This window comes from Pelagicoccus sp. SDUM812005 (assembly GCF_031127875.1).
Lineage (GTDB): Bacteria > Verrucomicrobiota > Verrucomicrobiia > Opitutales > Opitutaceae > Pelagicoccus.
Map to the genome: position 1 here is coordinate 49,026 of NZ_JARXIA010000015.1, position 16,898 is coordinate 65,923.

15 protein-coding genes are annotated in these 16,898 nt (G+C 58.4%); 4 read left to right on the plus strand and 11 right to left on the minus strand.

What is annotated here, in order from left to right:
- The 5 genes from fliF to QEH57_RS16845 form a co-directional block, all read right to left on the minus strand.
- Entirely contained in the window at window positions 1-1,578 is a 1,578-nt protein-coding gene (gene fliF, locus QEH57_RS16825; RefSeq protein WP_309007932.1) for a flagellar basal-body MS-ring/collar protein FliF, read from the minus strand.
- A 32-nt stretch (window positions 1,579-1,610) separates the two neighbouring features.
- On the minus strand, window positions 1,611-1,958 hold the full coding sequence (locus QEH57_RS16830) for a flagellar hook-basal body complex protein FliE (RefSeq protein ID WP_309007933.1): 348 nt from the start codon (window positions 1,956-1,958) through the stop codon (window positions 1,611-1,613).
- 49 nt (window positions 1,959-2,007) lie between these two features.
- Window positions 2,008-2,439: a flagellar basal body rod protein FlgC gene (gene flgC, locus QEH57_RS16835; RefSeq protein ID WP_309007934.1), complete on the minus strand. Its 432-nt coding sequence runs from the start codon at window positions 2,437-2,439 to the stop codon at window positions 2,008-2,010.
- 30 nt (window positions 2,440-2,469) lie between these two features.
- Window positions 2,470-2,850 carry a flagellar basal body rod protein FlgB gene (gene flgB / locus QEH57_RS16840; RefSeq protein WP_309007935.1) on the minus strand — a complete coding sequence of 127 codons (381 nt, stop codon included), beginning with the start codon at window positions 2,848-2,850 and terminating at the stop codon, window positions 2,470-2,472.
- Between the two features lie 125 nt (window positions 2,851-2,975).
- Window positions 2,976-4,187, minus strand: coding sequence for a sulfatase-like hydrolase/transferase (locus QEH57_RS16845; RefSeq protein ID WP_309007936.1), 1,212 nt, complete (start codon window positions 4,185-4,187; stop codon window positions 2,976-2,978).
- A 122-nt stretch (window positions 4,188-4,309) separates the two neighbouring features.
- Between QEH57_RS16845 and QEH57_RS16850 the strand changes: the two genes are divergently transcribed.
- Window positions 4,310-5,074, plus strand: a complete 765-nt coding sequence (locus QEH57_RS16850; RefSeq protein ID WP_309007937.1) for a hypothetical protein — start codon at window positions 4,310-4,312, stop codon at window positions 5,072-5,074.
- The gene (locus tag QEH57_RS16855; RefSeq protein ID WP_309007938.1) at window positions 5,071-5,679 is read left to right on the plus strand and encodes a class I SAM-dependent methyltransferase; all 609 of its coding nucleotides are present in this window, start codon (window positions 5,071-5,073) and stop codon (window positions 5,677-5,679) included. Before QEH57_RS16850 ends, QEH57_RS16855 begins: the two co-directional genes overlap by 4 nt.
- A 25-nt stretch (window positions 5,680-5,704) precedes the next feature.
- On the opposite strand, the gene QEH57_RS16860 is transcribed toward QEH57_RS16855, so the two are convergent.
- On the minus strand, window positions 5,705-7,186 hold the full coding sequence (locus QEH57_RS16860; RefSeq protein ID WP_309007939.1) for a hypothetical protein: 1,482 nt from the start codon (window positions 7,184-7,186) through the stop codon (window positions 5,705-5,707).
- Window positions 7,187-7,207: 21 nt separating this feature from the next.
- Window positions 7,208-8,902, minus strand: a complete 1,695-nt coding sequence (locus QEH57_RS16865) for a hypothetical protein (protein ID WP_309007940.1) — start codon at window positions 8,900-8,902, stop codon at window positions 7,208-7,210.
- A gap of 73 nt (window positions 8,903-8,975) precedes the next feature.
- Between QEH57_RS16865 and def the strand changes: the two genes are divergently transcribed.
- On the plus strand, window positions 8,976-9,551 hold the full coding sequence (gene def, locus QEH57_RS16870; RefSeq protein ID WP_309007941.1) for a peptide deformylase: 576 nt from the start codon (window positions 8,976-8,978) through the stop codon (window positions 9,549-9,551).
- Between the two features lie 114 nt (window positions 9,552-9,665).
- Here def and QEH57_RS16875 read toward each other — a convergent pair whose 3' ends face one another.
- The 4 genes from QEH57_RS16875 to QEH57_RS16890 form a co-directional block, all read right to left on the minus strand.
- Window positions 9,666-11,105: a PhoH family protein gene (locus QEH57_RS16875; protein ID WP_309007942.1), complete on the minus strand. Its 1,440-nt coding sequence runs from the start codon at window positions 11,103-11,105 to the stop codon at window positions 9,666-9,668.
- 264 nt (window positions 11,106-11,369) lie between these two features.
- Complete coding sequence (locus QEH57_RS16880; RefSeq protein WP_309007943.1) at window positions 11,370-11,834, minus strand: hypothetical protein; 465 nt, start codon at window positions 11,832-11,834, stop codon at window positions 11,370-11,372.
- 210 nt (window positions 11,835-12,044) lie between these two features.
- On the minus strand, window positions 12,045-12,530 hold the full coding sequence (locus QEH57_RS16885) for a hypothetical protein (protein ID WP_309007944.1): 486 nt from the start codon (window positions 12,528-12,530) through the stop codon (window positions 12,045-12,047).
- A 79-nt stretch (window positions 12,531-12,609) separates the two neighbouring features.
- A complete protein-coding gene (locus QEH57_RS16890; protein WP_309007945.1) occupies window positions 12,610-16,554 on the minus strand; it encodes a hypothetical protein in 3,945 nt (1,314 codons plus the stop codon).
- 36 nt (window positions 16,555-16,590) lie between these two features.
- Here QEH57_RS16890 and QEH57_RS16895 point away from each other — a divergent pair, with 36 nt between their 5' ends.
- On the plus strand, window positions 16,591-16,887 hold the full coding sequence (locus tag QEH57_RS16895) for a SlyX family protein (protein WP_309007946.1): 297 nt from the start codon (window positions 16,591-16,593) through the stop codon (window positions 16,885-16,887).
- The last annotated feature ends 11 nt before the right edge of the window (window positions 16,888-16,898 follow it).

The following is a 16,898-nucleotide window of genomic DNA, read 5'->3' on the forward strand; positions in this document are numbered from 1 at the left end:
CTACTTCTTATTGACTTCCTCTCCAATCCATTCGCGCAGCGATACGCCGATGTTGGCGGGCTTCTGGCGAATGAGTTCGTTAAGCATCTCTGGGGTAACCACGCTGGTGTCTTCCATCTTGCGGGTCTCAAGCATTTGATCGGGCTGCAGCACCTCGATAGAAATCTTCTCGGGCTTGTAGCGCTTGAGCATCTGCATGAAGAAGAGAATAACTCCTAAACCGAGCAGCGCTCCCACGCCGTTCTTGCCCATTTCGAAATAGCGCTGGAAGTTCGCTTCCTCCTTCAGCAGCTCGCCGTGATCCTCGAAAGGATCCGCCGCGAAGGCCATTTCCTTTACGGTGACAAAGTCGCTTGCCTGCTGCCCGGGGGCGAGTTGGATGCCTAGAGCGGTCAGAACGATGTCGGTCAATTCCTGGAGCTCTTCCGGGCTACGGGTTACGAAATCCATCTTGCCGCCGACGTCCTGCATCCGCTTCGCAACTACAAGGGAAGCGGTCAAGCGCTTGATCGAACCGGGGCTTTGCACGCTGCTAACCACGCGCTCGTTGATCTCGTAGTTTTCGGTGCGGGTCTTGTTCTTGTCCTCGCGCTCCTTAATCGTCGAAAACGAGCCACCAGCGCCGCCTGTCCCTGGGGTGTTGGCAGTGATCCCCGCAGCGGTCGTAGAACCGTCGCCCGAAGTCTCGCGCTCGATCTGGGAGTCGTCATCCGTAATGAGCGAGCGAGCCACTTGGCTCTCGGGATCGAATATCTTTTCCGTGGTCTGCACCGAGGCGGTATCGATATCGACCGCGACCCGTACTTCGGACTGGTTGGGCCCCAACACCCGATCGAGCATGGACTGAACCTTGTTCGTGAAGTAGCTCTCCATCGACTTGCGGTACTTCATGACATCGCTGCTCATGCCGCCACCCAGTCCGTCGCTGCGTAGTTCCTCGCTCAATACAGTGCCCATGCTGTCGACGACAACCACGTCATTGACGTTGAGGCGCTGGATGGCGTTGGCCACGAGGTGGCGAATGGAATTTACGGTGCTCGTGGTCAAGCCGCCGCCGTCTACGAAAACCGAAGCGGTCGGACGGTCCTGGCCTTCGCTACGGGAAAGCAAACGATTCTCCGGCATGACCACCATGACGCGGGCGGACTCGATACCGTCAAACTGGGAGATGGTACGGGAGAGCTCTCCCTGAACGGCGCGAAGGAAATTGGTACGTTGCACGAAATCGCTGATGCCGAAGCTACCTTCGTCGAAAAGCTCGAAGCCCGGGCCGCTTCCGCCAGCGGGGATGCCCTCGGTCGCGAGCTCCATGCGGAGGCGATGCACTTGGGAAGATTCCACGTAGATGGAGTTGCCTCCAGCTCCGGTCTCGAACTTGATTCCCTTTTGCTCGAGCTTGGCCACGATCTTGCCCGCCTCCTCAGGCGAAAGCTTACCGTAGAGCAGCTGCAGGTCCGGCTGGGCCGCCCAGATCATCATGCCGATCATGGCGAGGACTACCAGGCCGGAAGCAAGGATGAGCGAGATGCGTTGGTTGGCTCCCAACGACTGCCAGATTTCTTTAAATTGTTTTCCCATAGTAGTTAATCTCTATCGTATTTGTAGCTTAACTACACTGGCATCTTCATCAGTTCCTGATAGGACTGAACGAGTTTGTTGCGAACTTCGACCATCATGTTGAAGGCGACTCCTGCCTCCTGGCTGGCGATCATGGCTTGGTGAACGTTGTCGGCTTCGCCGAGTAGAACCCTGTTTGACTCCGCTACCGCGACCTTGTGCTTGGCATCCACCTCGCCCACGAACTTGCCGACAATGCCTTCGAAGGACTTTGCCTCGGAAGTCCGATTGAGGGATTCGGTTGGATTGGGAAACTCAACGCTTTGCAGCTTCTTTTGATGCTCTAGCTGGTTGGTTTTGAAAAGCTGTTGCGCTGCTAGATTGGATACGGAGTCTATCATGTGGAGTGGGCGCTATCGGTATAGGAAAGTGGTATTCGGAAAATGATTACTAGTGCTTGCCGATCTTCAGAGCTTGCTGAGCCATTTGCTTGGAAGTGCGGACAACTTGCAGGTTCGCTTCGTAAGAGCGGGAGGCGGAAATCAGATCAACCATCTCATGAGTCAGGTTTACGTTCGGCAGACGAACCATGCCTTTATCGTCGGCGTCGGGATGGCCGGGATTGAAGACGAGCGGCCCGGCGGTCTCGTCGGTGACGATGTTGCGGACGTTAACGCCCTGAGCCGTTTGCATCTGTCCGTTCTGGTCGCGACCGAGCTCCAAGAGCTTCGCTTCGAACTGAACCGTCTGGCGCTGGTAGGGCTTTCCGTCCGCTCCACGGGTGGTGTGGGCGTTGGCGATATTTTGCCCAATGATGTCCATGCGAAGCTTCTCTGCCTGCAGGGCAGAAGAAGTTGAGTCGATTCCTGGCATTAAGTTCATAGCGCGTATCTATCTAAGAGAGGTGATCGTTTAGATTCTGCCGGAAATGGCGGTCTGCAGACGGTTGAGCGAAGTAGAGGTATAGGTCGCGAGAAATTCGTACTGGATGGCGTTCTTCTGCATAGCGAGCAGCTCCTGGTCGATCTGCACGTTGTTTCCGTCCGCTCGCTGGTTCGGCGAGTTCAGGTCCTGCACAGTGCGGAACTCGAGGTCGCGGATCCCCTGCACGTCGTTCGACGCGGCCGCCCGCTTCAGCTGGGCATCGAAACTGGTCTCGATGTCCATGCGCTTGTAGCCCGGGGTCTCCACGTTCGCCAGGTTCGAGGCGATCGCGTTCTGCTTTGCGTGGGATACGTCCAACAGCTTTTTAGCTAGGACATAATTTTCGCGCTGCATCAGATCATCAATCATGCCTCGCACTAAGCAAAGCCTATGCCCACACGAAAAATTGAAAGGCTTAGCAATTCACAATCAACGACTTAAAATTTAGAATAAGTTCTAAAGCCGAAGCGAAATCAGCCGAGGGCAGAAATTGCCTAGGCCTCGAATTCCCAGTTTCCAGCGTGCTCGAGCGTGAAGCTTTCGCCGGACTCGGGAAACACTTCCGTACGCTCGGCGACGCGATTAGCCGACCAAACGTAAGGGCATTGCTTGGCGAAGGGAGGCACGCTCGGCATCGAAATCTCCTGCTGGGCAGGCCCCGACTCCGCGCCTGAGAGGGCCCCGGAAAGGTCCATACCATCCTCGCCGCAACCGCCGCCGGCTCCGGCCAACGCCAGCAAGCTCGGCCCCAAATCCACTAGGCTCATGAGCAAGCCCTCGTCCACGCCGCGCCGGCCGCAACCGGAAATCAGCAAGGGCACCCGCACCGCCTCCTCGTGGGGCCAGCCCTTGCGAAACTTGCCGTCCACCCCGTGCATATCTCCATGCACGGAACTGAAAGCGAAGAGCCCGCCCTCCAAAGCGCCCGCTCGTTCCAAACGCCCGATAGCCCGATCGGTCGCCTCGATGTGAGCGTAGTAACCTGCCAGCTCGCGACGGGCCGTAGCCCTGTCCTCCGGGTCTTCCGTCGTGCCCGCCAGCAGGCGCAGCGCTTCCGGACTCGGGGCCGTGATTCCCGAGGCGTCCGCGGCATAGGGCGGATGGGGAGCATCCAAGCTCAAGACCGCGAAAAGCGGCCGCTGCGAATTCCGCTCCTCTCGAAACCGCAGAAAGCGCTCTACCAGCACGTCGCTTTGGTAGCCTTCGAATCGAGTCGGCTCCGGCAATTCGCTTCCATGCAAAAGAGGATCGTTCAACAAAAAGCCGGACTCGAAGCCCTCCCAATAGCCGAAACCGCCGCGCCGTTCCTTCGGCACCACCACCCGAGCATGGGGCTCGCCCACCACCGGATCCGCCGGGTTCCGCTCGAAGAGCTGCCACTTGCCGAAAAACGCCGTATCGTAGCCCGCCTCGCCAAAGGCATGGGCCAAGGTGCGGGCATCGGCGGGCAAGGTATCGTAATAATCTCTCAAGCCGTTCGCCGGAGAGCGCGTTCCAGTCAAAAACGCGGCCCGGGCAAAAACGCCGAACGGGTGCGGCGTCACCGCCTGCTTTACCCAGAGCGAGCGGGCAGCCAATCGATCGAGGCAGGGCGTGCGAGCATTGGGGTCGCCGGCAAAGCCGAAGGCGGAAGCCCGCCATTGCGAGGTCAGGACGACCAAGACGTCGGGCCGATTCGAACGGGTTTGGGACTGCTCAAGCGGCATGCCTTCATTCCTGAGCAGGCGCCCACGCTTTGCCAGTCGGAAACGCGGCCCGGGCAAATTTCGACGGTTGTCCGAATCTCGCTCGCCTGCCCTGCCCAATTCCCTTTCATAGGCCGGCATCCATGCTGGCACGACTCAAATGGCTCACCTTCCTTTCGCTCGACGCTCCCCTCGTCGCCGTCAGCTGGCAGGCCCTCTTCGCGAGGGAACACGGAACTCGCTTGTCCTGGCACCATTCGCTCATCGTATTCCTGTCGGTCTGGCTCGGATACGCGGCCGACCGCTGGTGCGACAACCTGAAGCGAGACCGCCCCGCGAGCGAGCAGCACCGCTTCTACGCCTTGCACAGCCGCCAGATCCTCGCGGTTTGGCTCGGCGTCCTCGTCACGGCCGTAAGCCTCGCCTTCGCCTGCCTCACCGCGCCAGAGCTGGCCCACGGCTTCGTCCTGGTGGGACTCTCGCTCGCCTACACCCTCTTCGCCCAAAAAGGACGGAAGCTCAAACACTACCCCTTGCTCAAGGCCATCTTTACCGCGCTGCTGGTGCTCGCCAGCTCCCTGCTCTTCATCCCGATCGACTCCATCCCTTACCTCGCGAGAGCTTGCGTTTGGCTCCTCTTCTCCAGCAACTGCCTTTACATCCGCTCCTGGACGCACGCCGGCGAAACGAACGCAGCATTCCAAGCCACCCTCTTCGCAACCGCCGTCGCGACGCTAGCCGTATTCACGCTTTGGACACGCGACTCCTCCGTGGCTGCCGCAAGCCTCCTGGCCCAAGGCGCGATTCTGCTCCTGCATCTTTTTCGCCACCGAATCGACTCCGCGACCCTGCGCACGGCCGCCGACCTTTGCCTGCTCAGCCCCTGGCCCATCCTATTCCTTCTGTGAACGGCTTCGACTCGCTCGCTAGAATTTACGAACCGCTGGAGCGGCTCAGCTTCGCGGGGCGGCTCCAGGAGATTCGCCGCTTCTGCCTGCCCTATCTCAGCAACTGCAAACGCGGCCTGCTCATCGGCGACGGCGACGGTCGTTTCTCCTCCGAACTGCTACAGCATAACACAGGAATCGAAATAGACAGCGTCGACATCAGCCCCCGCATGCTCGAAGTCGCTCGCAGGCGGGCTGGCGTACGCAGCGATCGACTGCGATCTCACGCCTGCGACGCTCTCGACCACCCGTATCCAACGAACGCCTACGACTTTGTGGGGCTGCACTTCTGCCTCGATTGCTTTTCCCAAGATGCCATCGACAGACTGCTGCCCCAGCTCGAAGCCAGCCTCAGGCCCGGCGGACTGCTTGCCTACAGCGACTTCCAGGCAAACACCCCCTGGCAAACTCGCGTGGTCCAACTGCTCTACCTTTGCTTCCGGCTCAGCGCCGGACTGACAACCCGCCGGCTTCCAGCAGTAAGCTGGAGCGACGACTTCGAGCCAGTCGCCCGCAAGGAATGCTTGCGCGGGCTCGTATTCAGCCAAGTCCTACGAAAAGGATAGCCGCCTCTTCGAGCCGGCGACGTCGCTACTGCAACGGTCTCGGAAATCCGTTCAGCGTGCCGTTGAGCAGTCGGAGCGTTTTCTGGAGTTCGCCCGTATCCAGCCGCCCGCTCAAATCCAAAGTGGCTACCGGTACGAAATTATTCACCAAGGCGCAGTAGCGTCGATTCACCATCACGCCCAACAGTTCGCCTGTCTTGGACAGGACCAAATCGCCGGTCGAAGGCGAAAATTCGCCGAAGATCGAACTGAAAATTTTGGTCTGCATCTTCACGAAACCTGGCGTATCCGCATCGAGCTTAAACTCGACCTCGCCATAGTAGTCACCTTGACGATTCACCAAAACCGCTTCCGCAAATTTGAATGGCTCGATCGCAGTCAAGTACGGTTTGCCGCCGAGACGAGCCGCCTCCTCTTGGCTCAAGGGAATCACGACGATGCGGGGATCGAGGGCGAGGAACTGCATCAAATCCGAACTCACCTTTTCCCCTTGTCGGCCTAGAACCAGCTTCATTTGGCGAACCGTATCGGCCACCGTCCTCAAGCCAAAGGGAAGGCTTTCCAAGTGGGCGATGGCATAGATGTTCGTTCCGTCGCTCACCAAAACCGTGGAGGTGGACTCTTCCGTATTCACGTAACGGTTACGGAAAAGCTCGACCGCAGAAAAGTCAGCTCGAATCTGGTTGTTCTTAAAGTCACTGAATAACTGATTAGCATTGATCTCGAAACTGGACCGCAACTCCTGCCGTAGGTCCTGAGAGCTCGCAGCCAATTCGCTCACGCCTTGAGCCAGCACGGAAGATTGCTCCTGCAGCTTCAGGCGCTCCTCGCGCTCGGCAACCACTTCGTTCTTCAAGCTGCTAACGGAGTTTTGCAAGAAGCTGTTCTCCTGCTCCTTCATGCGTACCTGCACGTCGAGCTCCTGCACCTTTTGTTGAGTCGCGGCGAGCTCGCGATTCCTCTTCTCCAAGGCCGCTTCCTTGGCGGCGATGTCTGCGAGCTTCTTTTCGAGCTCCTCCTGCAGCATGCGGGACTGGGCCTGGTTCTCCAAAGCTTCCTTCTGCGTTTCGGCGAGCTTCTGGCTCACGCTGCTAAACTCGTTGCGCACCGAGGAAACCTGGTTCTCCAGCTCTTGGGTTTCTTGCTCCAGCTTGGCCCGAGCTGCGGCGAGCTCACGTTCGCGTCGCTCGGCTTCGGTAAGCGTTTCCTCCAAGTTTTGGATACGCTCCTGACGCTCCGCAAGCTCCTGCTCGCGCTTGGCCAGCGCCTCAGCCTTCGCTTCCAAGTCCTCCGTCAACTCGTTGCGTTCGGCCTGCTCTTCCTCGAGCGAATACTTCAAGGTGTCGAGCAGGTCCTGCTCCATCATGGCCATGGCCGAAACGTTCACGCTTTCCGCCTCCGAGCTCGGCGCTTCGGAGGGAGGCGGCGCTTCCTCTTCCGTCTTCCACATGGAAAGGATGGTCAGCAGCAGGAAGTCGCAGAGTATGAGTAGTAAGGTCTTGTTCATCGCGTTCGCGGTTGGGCGCGTTTACGACTTTTGCGAGAGGCTCACGATCTGCTCCTCGCTAGCCATGATGAGCTTGGTCTTGTAGGGGCGTACCAGCCGTATCTTGACGATGGCTACGCAGAGAATGCCAAACAGGTTGGAAGAATAGGCAGCCAGCAGGTTGTGGTCGACGAGGTTGATCACCTGCATGACGAGGGCGATACAGGTGCCCGCGATGCCGACGTAGAGGCCGCTGTCGAAGAGGTTTTCCTCGTTCTCCATGAGCTTGAGCTTAACGAGCGGATCGAGTTCGCGCTTTTCGATCTCGCGCACCTTAAGCATGCAAATGAGGAAGACCAATGCCTGGAGCAGGAAGAAGAAGGCGATGGAGAGTAAGGTTGCTGGTTGCATAGATGTGGTAGACGTAGTTTCGACTATTTGAATTTCGCCGGCGACCTGGGTCAGGACGGGCATGACAAAGCTGAAGTTATAACCTTCGAAGGAACCGGAGGCCGAGAGGTAGGGCTCGCTCAAGACGGCGAAGATCAGCACCGAAGCGGTCGCCCCGAAGAATCGCTGCGTGAAGGCGAGCGCCGGCGAAACGGTTTCCCGGTAAAAGCGGCCAAACAGGCTGACTCCCCATAGCGCCACGAAGGAGCCGATGAAAAACGAACTGTACTTGATCCCCAAGGACAGCTGCGGGTTCCGCAAGCTGAAGGGGGAAAGCGCGACTTGGATCTTGGAAACCACGGATCCCGAATCTTCGAGGGCTTCGTCTTCGATCGGCAGCTGCTCCCGCAACGCGAGCTCGTAGCCTTCCACGCCCGTCCCGAGCGCAGACTGCAGGCGCTCGAAGCCGAGATCGCCAAAGTCCTCCAAATAGGAAAAAAGGTCGCCGAGTTCCGGAGCATTGAGGCTCATGGCAAAAACGAGAGCCTTCTGCCCGCTCTTGCGGTGGAGCAGGAATCGCAAGCGCTTGAGGGCGTCCGCTGACTCCAGCTTGGCGAAGGCTTCCTTGAGCTGCCCCCAGTCGAAGGCGCGCATCAGCGAAAGCGAATCGAGATAGAAATCCTCCAGCGAGCCGATGCTTCCCGTGGCCTTGGCGTCCAGGATTAGCCCTCGCAACTCGCTGCGCAGCGAATCGGTGAAATGGTCTCCCTGCGCCAAAAGGCCCAGTCCGAGGAGGGTCACTTCCAAGGGTCGCCCAGAGGTGCTGGAAACCGGAAACAAGCGGCGATAGGTCGTAAACTCGCCGGTCGCCAAGAGGTCTTTAACCAGCGGGTTCTTGGAATTCCCCAGCAAGTTAGCTACCGAGGAACGGCAGGGCTTCGCCAACAAAATGCCTAGCACGCCGGGCTCGGAAGAATAGGAATCCAGCGGAATGTCCTTCAAGGCCGCCTCCAGAAACGGATCCCACGCCCCCCAGCGAGCCAGTTGCGGATTCGCCTCCAGCTCCATGCTTACTTGGGAAAGCAGCAGCGACGCCTTGGCCTCTCCCAGCTCCTGCGAAGCCTCCGCCACGAGGCGGGCCGCCCCGAAATTGCCATCCAGCAGAAGGTCGCGTCCTCGCTCCGACAGGCTCTCCCCCGACTGGCCCGCTTCCCTCACCACCCCGAAGGGCACCGACTTGAAGCGGGATGGGACCACCCAACCGACGCCAATAATCAACACGCCCAGCAACAGCAGCAAACTGCCGGCGAGAGCGTGCGAACGGAAAGGTTTGGAGGGATTCGACATCAGCTAAGGGGCGCGAAGAAAGAAATTGATCTAGATTTGGCCTAAGTGTTGGTTAGGTCAAAAACGAAGACCTATGCTACTACAAATAGTTCAATACGGAGATAAAGTGCTGCACCAAGCGGGCGAGCCAATTACGGAGTTCGACGAAGAGCTGCGCACCCTCTTCCAGGATATGGTGGACACGATGTACGAAGCAGAGGGCATCGGACTCGCCGCCCAACAGGTCGGACTCGCCAAGCAATTCTGCGTGGTGGACCTCACTGGCTGCGATCCGGATTTCGAATACACGCTCGACGGAGGCAAGCCTCCCCTCGACCTCTTCATGCCCATCGGCATGTGCAATCCCAAGGTGGAGATCATCAAGTCAGAGCCGCTCGTCTACGAAGAAGGCTGCCTCTCCTTTCCCAATATCCGCGGCGACGTGGAACGCATCGAGTCGATCCGTTGCGAGTACCAGGACATCGAAGGCAACCCGCACGTGATCGAAGCCGACGGACTCCTCGGGCGCTGCATCCAACACGAAGTCGACCACCTCAACGGTATCCTCTTCACCGATCGCATGAAGAAAAAGGTCCTCAAAAAGATCCAACTCCCCGTAAACGCCCTGAAAGCGAAAACGCTCCAACGCCTGAAGCGGCGCGGAGCGTAGAAAAAGTACAGCGAGTTCGGGAATCGAGCGACCCGATCGCGCAGGGCCAGGCAAGATAGGATCCTACCGCCGCGCACGCGAGCCGAAGCTCCGCGTCACGGCCTTGTTGGAAATCTAGAGCAGGTCGGCAGCCAGTTCCGCCAGCAGCGAACGTTCGCCCTTGGTAAGCTGCACGTGGGCGGCGATCCCTTGATCCTTCATCCGGTTCGAACAGTAGACCAGCCCGTTGCTTCGCGAATCCACATAGGGATTGTCGATCTGGGCCGGGTCGCCGATCAGCACGATCTTCGATCCCTCCGAAATGCGAGTGATCACCGTCTTTACCTCGTGCGGCGTGAGCTGCTGCGCTTCGTCGAGGATGAAAAAGCGATTCGAGATCGAACGGCCGCGTATGAAACAAAGAGCCTCGATTTCGACCAAGCCGCTGTCCAACAGCTTTTCGTAGGGCTTCTGCGGCCCCTTGCCCGGAACCGAGGTTTCCTTGTCCTTCATCTTGTTCCGCTGGCGCTTGTTTTCGAACTGCGGATCCTTCGGCTCGCTGCTCGGAATCAAAACTTCCAAGGCATCGTAATAAGGCTGCAACCAAGGATTCATCTTCTCCTCCAGCGTGCCCGGAAGAAACCCGATCTCCTTGCCGACGCCGATCACCGGACGCGAAATAGAAACCCCGTCGTATTTGCAATCCGAGGACGAAACGGCCTGGTGAATCGCGCAAACAGTAGAGAGCAAGGTCTTGCCCGTACCCGCCTTTCCATAACAAGTGATCAAGGAAATCGTATCGTCCAGCAAGGCATCCATAAAGAAGCGTTGCTCCAGGTTTCGCGGACGAATCGGAACGCCGCCCGGCGCTTTGACGTACTCCGGAAGAATCAGCTTTCTCAATACACCATCCCCGTAGTGCCGAGCTGGAATGGTCTTCCCTTCTTCGGAAACCAACAGCACGTACTCGTTTACGAAAAGTTTTCCTTCCTCGTAGTCGACCAACTCGAAAGCGCCTTCGGAAGCGAAGCGCTGTAGTTCATATTTCGATACTTCAATTTTCTTGTAAGATCGAAACTCCGGCTCTTCCGGTGCCTTGTCGTTCAGGTAGTCCTCCGACTCCAAGCCAACTGCCCTCGCCTTTAACTGCACGTTTATATCCTTGGAAACGAGGATGGTCGGAGGCGGCAGATTCTCCTGCACAAAAAGGGCTGCCGCGATGATGCGGTTATCTTTCTTCTCGAAGTCCAGCAAGGACTTGAACTGCTTGAAGCGCTCAGGCACTTGCTTGGCGGAGTCGTGTATGTATTTATTAATTACAACCGACAAGGTTCCTCCTGTATCAAGAGTGACGCCTTCAGCCATCGACCGGGAATCCGGCAGCAGCTCCCTCAGCATTCGATGGACCCGGCGAGCATTCCTGCCTCGCTCGGAGCTTTGCTCCATCTTGATAGAATCCAATTCTTCCAATACTTCGATCGGAATAACGAGATTGTTGTCGTCGAATTTGAAGATGCAGTGCGGATCATGAATCAAAACGTTTGTATCCAAAACATACGTCTTTACGCGATTCACGGCAGACTTGCGTGACTTCAACTTTGAAGAACCGGCAGGTGATCCCATGTAACAACAAACCTAATACAACTCGCGGAATTGTCCACTCATAAATTCGTTACGTTCGTTTTTCATTCAAAACGAAAGCGCCACACGGACACGCAAAACTCCTTGCCGGAAAGGCTTCCGGCAAGGAGCGAAAAAGACAGCGTTGCCCCGAGCTAGCAGCTCCCGCGCCGCGGCCTGCGGAAAAACGGGGTCCGCTCGAAATTGACACTACCGCCCCTAGCGAACCCCACCCGAAACATAGGTGGCGTAGTCGACGCCGCCGCTCGCGAAGGCTTGCCCTTGGATATCGATGAGCACCACCTGCTCCTGGATGGCACCGCTCTGCTCCCGCAGCGCCACAAACTCGTAAAAGCCAGCCCGCAAGGGCACCCCCTCCAGCCTAGCCTCCTCCGCATTGAAAACCAAGCCGAGCGGCAAGGAGCTCTTCTCCCCTTCCGCATCCTTGCCCACTGCGCACGAGACCGGCCCAGCACCTTCCGCTTCCGCAAGCTCGAAACGGAAACGCTCACCTACCCGCGCGAAAACCATAACGCAGCGCGACTTGCCGCAATCGCTCTCGCTTAAGCTAACCGCCGGACAAGGTTCCGCCCCGGTTCCTCCGTAAGCGACTGGCTGAAGCGAGCAGGCAGCCGCAGTTGCGGCAACGAGAAGAGAAGATCGGAAGTTTGAAGGTACTTTCATTTGGGTGACGGGTATGAGCTTAGCCTAAGTTTCGATTGCGGAGCAGCGACGCTCCCGCATCGCACGAGTGACCCTTCCTCCATCGAAATTGCTCCCCGCCTTTCAACTTCCTGCCGTCGATCCAGCAGAATCTCCCTGAATTTCGGCAATTGCGTGGTTCCCAGCGCCTAGCGCATCCCTAGGCCTTAGCCGAAACGCCCCTACTCGCCGCTACCCAGACAAGCCCGTACCGCAGCCTTCCTGCCCCTCGAAACCGTACTGCTCCAGCATTCCATCCACGATCTCCGGCAAGGACTGACGATTCTCCGAGCTGCCGCCAAACTCAGCGCTGCACTGGAGATAACCCAAGATGGAACTCGCAGTCGCCCACCTGCCCTTGGTCGCCAGATGGGACTCCACGCTCTCGAAGGCGCTCAGCCAAGCTCGTAGGTCAAAGGCCGACTCGTCCACCAGCTCCTTGAGCTGGTCCAAAAAGCCATCGATTCCTCCCGCCTCATCGGAAACGCCCACGACCAACGCATCCACGGTCCGCGAACTGTTGAAGCCGTCCAGCAACAACAGAAGCGACGCTTCCGAAGCGCCCGAGGCCCGGGCGCTCTCCAGCGAACGTTGCCAAAGAAGTGTTTGCGATACGATGGAGCCACATTTCGCCGCCAGGGCGTTTCGCAGGGCTTCAGGTAGTGCAGGGTTACTCATAGGACGCGAACCATCTGGCAAGCCGACCGCCGAAGGCGAGCCTCAAAAATGCCAAGCCGGCCCGAGGCCTAACTCCAGCTCACAAGCTTCGGGTGAGGCGAAACGAGAGGTCGCGAGAGTCGCCCTCCAGGCGAAACCCGTCTGCTCGCAAGCGCATGCGCGAAACGTTGTGGGCATCGAAAAAGGGCGATTCGGCGGTGGCCGTGGTCGGCGCGTCGATCGAAACCGTACGCAAGCTCAGATAGCCTTGCTCGCGACCGCTCATGCTCTTCTCGAACTCGAGCGATCCCACGAAATGCTTCGACGTCAACTGCTTGTCGCCAGTGAGCTTCACGACTCCCTTAACGAATCCGCCGTCGTTGCGGACCTCCGTGATCACGAGCTGAACGTCCCGCGAGTTGGCGGCATCCTCGCCGAGAATGGCAAGACCATTAAAAAAGGCGCCTTCCGACAAAGCCATTTTGACCCGTTCGCGCTGACGCTCGTTCTCTCGCTTGAGAGCCAACAGGTTGCCTTCCTCGCGCGCTCGCATCCGATCGATGCGGGCCACGTAGTTCTGGGCCGCTAGCGAATAGTCCTCGTAGACCTTGGCGAACTCGGGCGAATGGATGTCATAAGCATTCTCTCCAAACGCGTACTTGGGATCGCCTTCCGGCCACTCCAGGTCGCCCTTGTAGCCGCTCACCTTGATCCGTGTGAGAGCCCAGTCATCCGCCTCGCTCTCGCGCTGCAGACCATAAGTCACCCGCAAAGGAAGCACTTCCTCCTTCTTAGCCGAAATCTCGTAAAGGCGATTCCAGGGACGATCCGGAAAGTGCCCGATCTCCTCCGGAAAATGATCCCGCGCGTAACCGAGCGATTCCATCAGCTTCTCTTCGTCGTAGCCCTTCTCCTCCTTGAGTCGCGACTCCAACACCGGACGGTACAGGTTCTCGCGCAAGCGAGCCCCCACCACCGCGTGCAAGCGAATTTCGTTTTCCGAGACGCGCCTCACTTCGCTGTCCACCCACTGCATGCGATAGAGCCCCTGCTCGTCAAACTTGCTCAAGGCATGTTTTCCGATCTCCTCGATCTCCAGCAACAAGGCCGAACCATCGATATCGCGACCGTCGTAGTACTCGACGATTTGCTGCTTCCAAACCGCCAGCACGCCTGCCAGCCCGACCAAAACCAAACCGGCGGCCACCGCCATCGAGTGGGTGACCCGCCAAAGCAAGCTGCGCTTGGGCATTTCGACGACATTCGCCGCAGCCACCTTCGCGTCGTCGCCATCCTCGGCGCCAATCACCTCTTCGCCGCTGATCTCCTCGGCACCGTCTTCCGCGCCTTCCTCGACATCAAGCTCGGCAAAGCCTTCGCTAAAATCATCTAGCGAGATCTCGCCTGCGAAGGGGTCTTCGATCACCTCCTCCGAATCTTCCACCTCCTCGGAGCCGGTATCGGGTCCATCGGCAATCACGGCCGCATTGCGGTCCTCTTCCGGCGGCTCGTCGTCGAGGATCTCGACCGGCGCAGGTGGAGGGGGAGGCAAGTCTCCCGCGCGATCGGCAACATTGCCCGGAGCCGGAACGTCCTCTTCGTCATCATCCTCGATAACAGCGACCGCTTCACCGTCTTCGGTGATCAGCGAGGAAGGATCCGGCAAAGCGACAACCTCGTCGTCCTCGTCACCATCCCCTGCCGCATCCGCAATCATCTCGTCCGGGGAAGGCATGGAGATGATCTCGTCGTCGTCATCCTCGAGCACATCGAGCAAGGCGCTGGCCCCTTCGGCCGGCTTTTCGGAATTTCCGTTCAGCAAGCTGCCTGCTTGCATCAATAAATCTTCGGCGGAAGGCGTGGATTTAACAACGCTGCTGGCCGCGGCCGCCTCTTCGGACTCCGCCTCAGGCTCCTCCTCAACTTCCACCAAAGCCGGAACCTCCGGCACTGGCAGCTCGACCAGCTCCTCCTCGTCATCGTCGAGGATGTCCAAGCCCGGAGAACTCGCCGGAGCCTCAGCGTCCGATTCCTCCCCTTCGCTCGCCTCATCGATCAAACTAGAAATATCTTCCTCATCCAGATCTTCGTCGACCTCGACCAAACCAGGAAATTCGGCTCCAGCTGCTGGTTCATCGGAAACGAGGGCCTCCGTTTCGAGTGCATCGGATTCTTCCCCGCCAGACACAGCAGGCTCTTCCTCTAGAATTTCCGTCAGGCCGGGAACTTCTTCCTCCTCTACTTCCACCAGCCCGGGAACTTCGGCTGCGGGCTCCGGCTCCTCCTGCTCCTCGGGATCATCCTCGACCACCGACGCCAAGAGCTCCGACAAATCTTCGTCTTCCTCGTCGTCGCCAAGGGTGGCTTCGATTTCGGGCGTTTCCGCTTCACCCGCCACGACCGGAACGTCATCGGCACCTTCCGGAGATGCGACTGAAGACTGCTCCGCTTCAGCGCTCTCCGTTTCATCCAACTTAGCGGAAAGGTCGCCCTCTTCAGCAAGGTCTTCCTCCACCGCGCCTAACAAAGCCGACAAGTCCTCCTCGTCTTCGGCCTCGGCTTCCTCGAAAGCCGGAGCTTCCATCGCTTCGGGCGCAGCGAGCTCTGGAGTTGCTTCGATGTCGGATTCCGAATCTTCCACCCCTTCCGCTAAGGCTTCTTCGATCAGCTCATCGCCGCCTGCAGACGCCGAAGCCTCTTCATCCTTCTGCAAAATCGGATCTTCGAGAAGCTCCTCGCTAGGCCCCTCAACCAACGGGTCCGGCAAAACCTCCTCGTCTTCAGCCGAAAACAAAACCTGCTCGCGCCCTTCGACCGGAGCCGCAGGTTCAACGGCTCCCAAATCCTGATCCAGCGACTCAATCGCCTTTTCTTCGGCTACTGCAGCAACCTCTTCGGCTTCCTCGACCGACTCCTCCAATCGATCGACTGGCCCTGAATCCGCTGGCGATTCTACCGCGGCAGTCACTTGAGGATCGACCGTGAGCTTCGATTCCCCAGAAGACCCAGAAGGCTCTGCCCCCGCCGCTTCTTGACGGCCCGAGGCGCCTATCGTTGCCCCCTCGCTCGGCTCAGCCGTTTCGGAGGATTTTTTCGAAGGCGGAGACGCAGGAACCTCCGCAGTCGATGGCGCTTCCGCCTGTGGTAAAACCTCAGCTACAACGGGAACCTCAGGCTCACCATCGGGCGCGACCACCGTGCCAGCCTGCGGAGCTGGTTGCGGCGCCGGCTGCGATGCAACCGCTGGGCTTGGGTCCGCAGGGATCTCAACGTCGGAAAAATCTGGAATCGTCTTCGCTGCGGGCTGTTCGCGAGGCGAAGCAGGCGGCGGCTGGACAGGCGCCTCCGAAACCGGCGTTTCGGAACGGGCAGGTTCACGAGGAGGTTCCGGATCTGCCGGAATCTCAAAATCCGCGGGCGGGCTCGGAAAAGCAGGAGCTTCCTCCAGTTCGTCCCCTTCGATAGCGTTCGGATCGACGGAGTTGCGAAGCGAATCGTCCGGATCGGCCATCTTGAACAAATCGTCCGAACTCGCCGAAACCTCGCTGGCCTCGTCTTCGTCGAGATCCACGAAACCGCCAGCTTCGTAGTCCTCTACTTCCTCCATCAAATCGTCGATCACGTCATCGAGCCCCATGCCGCCCAATTCCGATTCGATTTCCGCGAAAACGTCGGCTCCTAGATCGTCATCGCCCAAAACCCGACTCGAGCTCGGCTCGGGCTTGCGCTCCACCTTCTGCACCGGCTGCGCCTCCGGCTCCTCCCGAGCTGCTTCCGTCGGCTTGGCAGCTGACGCGACTTGAGGCGCCGAACTCGGCAAATCGTCGATTTCAAATACGTCCAATTCCCGATCCGATTCATCAAAATCGGCCCGAGGATCAGGCTTAACGTCATCGTCCCCAGCGACTTGCTCAGCAATTCCCTTCAGCTCTTCGTCGCTCGATCCAGACATGGAGCTATCGCTCTTGGAAGCGGCGCTTTCCTCGCGCTCAACTTCCAAGTCCGATATGTCGAACTCGAAGTCTGGAGAATCCGATTGAGTCATTTAGGTTTATTTCGGAAAAAGCGGTCATAAATAGAAGTGGGGACCGCATATTCCCTTATCGGCTGCGATCCAGTCTTGTTTAAGGCCAATCTCGACTGCATTCCGGTAGCCCAAGCCCTCTTTCCATTCCACATGAGCGACTTACAGATCCAAGATCTCCAAATAAAACAAACCTTCCTCGAACGACACATCGAAGAGCAAGATCGCGTCATCTACGCGATGCAAGCGGAGCTCGGAAAGCTGGCCAAAGAGATTCAGAACCTCAAGGCCCGGGCCGACTCCAATTCCGACGGCGACGACATGCCAGCCAACGAAAAGCCGCCTCACTACTGACACCTCCAAGC

Excerpts from the sequence above, each read along its gene's own strand:
- QEH57_RS16860 (WP_309007939.1), bottom strand. The coding sequence starts at position 7,186 with ATGAACAAGACCTTACTACTCATACTCTGCGACTTCCTGCTGCTGACC.
- QEH57_RS16880 (WP_309007943.1), bottom strand. The coding sequence starts at position 11,834 with ATGAAAGTACCTTCAAACTTCCGATCTTCTCTTCTCGTTGCCGCAACT.
- flgB (WP_309007935.1), bottom strand. The coding sequence starts at position 2,850 with ATGATTGATGATCTGATGCAGCGCGAAAATTATGTCCTAGCTAAAAAG.
- flgC (WP_309007934.1), bottom strand. The coding sequence starts at position 2,439 with ATGAACTTAATGCCAGGAATCGACTCAACTTCTTCTGCCCTGCAGGCA.
- QEH57_RS16830 (WP_309007933.1), bottom strand. The coding sequence starts at position 1,958 with ATGATAGACTCCGTATCCAATCTAGCAGCGCAACAGCTTTTCAAAACC.
- QEH57_RS16885 (WP_309007944.1), bottom strand. The coding sequence starts at position 12,530 with ATGAGTAACCCTGCACTACCTGAAGCCCTGCGAAACGCCCTGGCGGCG.
- QEH57_RS16850 (WP_309007937.1), top strand. The coding sequence starts at position 4,310 with ATGCTGGCACGACTCAAATGGCTCACCTTCCTTTCGCTCGACGCTCCC.
- fliF (WP_309007932.1), bottom strand. The coding sequence starts at position 1,578 with ATGGGAAAACAATTTAAAGAAATCTGGCAGTCGTTGGGAGCCAACCAA.
- QEH57_RS16890 (WP_309007945.1), bottom strand. The coding sequence starts at position 16,554 with ATGACTCAATCGGATTCTCCAGACTTCGAGTTCGACATATCGGACTTG.
- QEH57_RS16845 (WP_309007936.1), bottom strand. The coding sequence starts at position 4,187 with ATGCCGCTTGAGCAGTCCCAAACCCGTTCGAATCGGCCCGACGTCTTG.
- QEH57_RS16865 (WP_309007940.1), bottom strand. The coding sequence starts at position 8,902 with ATGTCGAATCCCTCCAAACCTTTCCGTTCGCACGCTCTCGCCGGCAGT.
- def (WP_309007941.1), top strand. The coding sequence starts at position 8,976 with ATGCTACTACAAATAGTTCAATACGGAGATAAAGTGCTGCACCAAGCG.